Annotated in this window: 3 protein-coding genes; 2 read left to right on the forward strand and 1 reads right to left on the reverse strand. The window is 64.5% G+C overall.

All coding sequences use genetic code 11. From position 1 onward, the window contains the following. Both ACFMO7_RS08960 and ACFMO7_RS08965 read left to right on the forward strand, forming a co-directional pair. A partial coding sequence (locus tag ACFMO7_RS08960; protein ID WP_376795146.1) for a hypothetical protein occupies window positions 1–240 on the forward strand: 240 nt, incomplete at its 5' end. Window positions 241–903: 663 nt separating this feature from the next. Beyond that, window positions 904–1953: a carbohydrate kinase family protein gene (locus ACFMO7_RS08965; protein ID WP_376795147.1), complete on the forward strand. Its 1050-nt coding sequence runs from the start codon at window positions 904–906 to the stop codon at window positions 1951–1953. A 450-nt stretch (window positions 1954–2403) separates the two neighbouring features. Here ACFMO7_RS08965 and ACFMO7_RS08970 read toward each other — a convergent pair whose 3' ends face one another. Continuing rightward, complete coding sequence (locus ACFMO7_RS08970; RefSeq protein WP_376795148.1) at window positions 2404–2853, reverse strand: hypothetical protein; 450 nt, start codon at window positions 2851–2853, stop codon at window positions 2404–2406. Window positions 2854–2932: the final 79 nt, after the last annotated feature.

Consider the following 2932-nt stretch of genomic DNA (forward strand, 5'->3'; position numbering starts at 1 on the left):
GCTGAGGCTGAAGAGCACTGCCGACACTTGCTGGCCCGTCATGGAGAGCAGGCCCATCTGATCGATCTGCGTCCCTATCCTCATGGCTTTGTGGTCAAGCATGGACGAATGCCGGGCAATCTGATGCCTGCCCCAGAGGAAGAAGAGCCAGACGGCCGCCGCCTCCCCATCCTCCTCCCCCCTGAGGAGGCAGCTCGGGGTCCACGACGGACGTCCGCAGACGGGCGACGCCGTTCCTGAGGCGCCTCTTCTGCCATCAAGACCTGCCGCTGGGGCCCCCCGGCTTGGGCCCGGGAAGGAAGACAGCTCCCGGCTGGCGCTCCGCATCGGGGTGACACCGCCGCCTCTCTGGGGGCATCCTGCTCCTCATGCGACCAACGGCACTGACCAGCAGGCAGCAACGGCTTCACCTCATCTCAGGCGGGGGAAGCGGGTCCGCCCGGCAGGGCTGCTCGACTGTCCCGCGGTACGGGGCAGTGGGCCGCGGTCAACCCACCCACAAGTCCGGGCCGACGACACCTTCGGCTGCAGGCCAGCCCCTGGCCTGAGCCGCGGGTCGTTGACTTACCCCATCACTCCCTGTTTCTTTGCTGTCCGTTGAAAAACAAGGAAGAACAGGAAGGCTCACCGGCCTGTTTCAAGTCCTGGTGCCTTCCTTTGGCGCAGCTCGACCACGCCTGAGCGCGGGTCGCTCCCTCTGACTTCAGCGGGCGCTGACCTCGAGCGCCTCTGCACCCCTTGACAGGGACAAGGGCCTGCCCTAGCATAAGGACAGCAGACGGCACAGTTTTCTTCTGCCCATCTTCTACTTCCTCTGTCCTGGCCGGTCAGGTAGCCCGACTGGCGCCCAGGAGCTATCTGTCTGGCCTGATCCGCTGGCGAGAGCCGGCAACGGATGTAGCTGTGGAGCGCGACGACTTCGATGTTCTGGTGATCGGTAATCCCTGCGTGGATCTTATTTTCAGCGGTCTTCCTCACTGGCCCGCGCCCGGTCAGGAGGTCTACGCGACGCGTTTTGCGATTGGAGCAGGGGCGGTCTTTACTACGGCGGCGGCGCTCAGTCGCCTTGGCCTGCGCGTCGCGCTGCTCGGTGAGCTGGGAAGCGATTGTTTGAGTCGCTACTTGCTCGAAGAGATCAGGCGGGCCGGGATCCGTAGCGATCTGCTGCGCCAGCGGGAACAGGGCATGGCAGCGCTCAGTGTAGCCCTGGTTCACGAGGGAGAGCGAGGCTTTGTCTCCTATGTCGAGCGTCCTGCCAGTCCCCCGGCCTCCTCTCTCTCCCATCCCCTTGCCGCCAGCGCCGCCGAGGCGAATGAGGAGGAGGAGGAGGAGGGACAGATGGCGGAGCTGATGCCGCCGCTGACTCTTCACGAGCTGCGCGCCCTGCTGGCACGCTACCGCTGGCGCGCGGTCTTTCTTCATCTGCATCCAGGGCTGGGGCCTGTCCTGGAACTGTTGAGCGAGCAGAGCATGACGATCTTTCTCGACACCGGCTGGCATCCCAGGCTGCTCAGGGACCCGCGGGTGCCGGAGGTCCTGCGTCGCTGCTCAGTCTTTCTGCCCAATCGCCTGGAGGCGGAGGCACTGACGGGCGCACGCGACCCCGAGACGGCGGCCCGGCATCTGGCGCAGTTGGCTCCCCTGGTGGTAATCAAGCTGGGGGCAGAGGGAGCCCTGGCCTGCCGGGAGAAGCAGCTCTGGTACTGCCCCGCCTGGCCGGTGAGCGAGGTTGTCGATCCGACAGGAGCCGGCGATGCCTTCGATGCCGGCTTTATCTACGCTATGCTCCGCGGCTATACCTTGCCCGAGGCCCTGCGCTGCGCTACCATCTGCGGCAGCCTCGCGACGACCGCACTCACGGGAAGTGCCGCCGTGCCCGACGCCACTGAGCTGGAGCGCCTGCGGCAGGGACGGGAGGTCGGAGGATCAGGCGCCGAGGGCGACCCGGCCTGAACCAGGCCAGCCCAGCAAGATCTCCGCCAGGGCCAGGCTGCGGGCCTGCCAACAGGTCGGATCTACTTCACTCGTGCAAGGCGGCTCAAGGGCCATGGGGAGAATAGCAGGCTTGCAGGCAAGGGCTTGCTGTGGGGAAGGAAGTTGAGTTGAGAGGAAGCGGCGTGGCCCGCGCCGAAGCTGTCCCGCTGGTCCTCGCGCCTGCGCAGAGAGGAACCTGACTGGCTGGCAAGACCAGACCTCCGCGGGGCCCGCCACCGACGTTGTAAGCATCCGTTGCGTCTCTCTACCGGCCCGGCCAGGCATCCACAACTGCTCCCATGCTCGCATCAGGCTGGCAGTCTCTTTCTGGCTCCTGAGTGAGAAGAGACGGGAAGCAGGAGCGGTTCAGCCCAGGGGTACCCATAAGAGAAGGGCGACCAAATGCGCCAGAATAGCCTGCCGGCTTTCTCAGCGTTCAGCCGCTGGCGCCGGCGCCGAGAGAGGAGCCGAGGTGGCAGCCCGGCCTCGCATGGCCAGACGCGCATAGTAGCTGTGATTGGCCAGGGTCCACAGGGTCTGAAAGAAGGCCGGATCACGTTGCTCCAGCTGCCAGAGTATCGTTTGCTGAAGCTCGGGGCAGGCTTTGCAGAAGTTGCCGTCGGCGGCGAGATTAAGATCGCGCAGCACAGCGCGTAAACGGGGCAGACTTAGGGAGAGCGATGGGTAACGGAACGTATCAGCACGGAGGTAGCGCAGGAACTCGTCAATCAGATGGAGACTGGACGGAGGGGGAAAGTCGCCATCTGCGGGAATGAGGAGATCAAGAATGGTGGTTAAGGTCGCGCGCTCTTCGGCACTTAGCTCTACGACGGGTCCCTGCCGCCGGGGGAGCATAGCAGAGAGAATCAGCTCACTCATGACAGCTCCTTAGACTAAACTCAACAACCCCTGGAGGAACAACCTCTATATCCACTATAACCACGCCAGAAATGGCACC

The sequence above is a fragment of the Thermogemmatispora sp. genome, assembly GCF_042408735.1.
Classification (GTDB): Bacteria; Chloroflexota; Ktedonobacteria; order Ktedonobacterales; family Ktedonobacteraceae; genus Thermogemmatispora.

Excerpts from the sequence above, each read along its gene's own strand:
- ACFMO7_RS08970 (WP_376795148.1), bottom strand. The coding sequence starts at position 2,853 with ATGAGTGAGCTGATTCTCTCTGCTATGCTCCCCCGGCGGCAGGGACCC.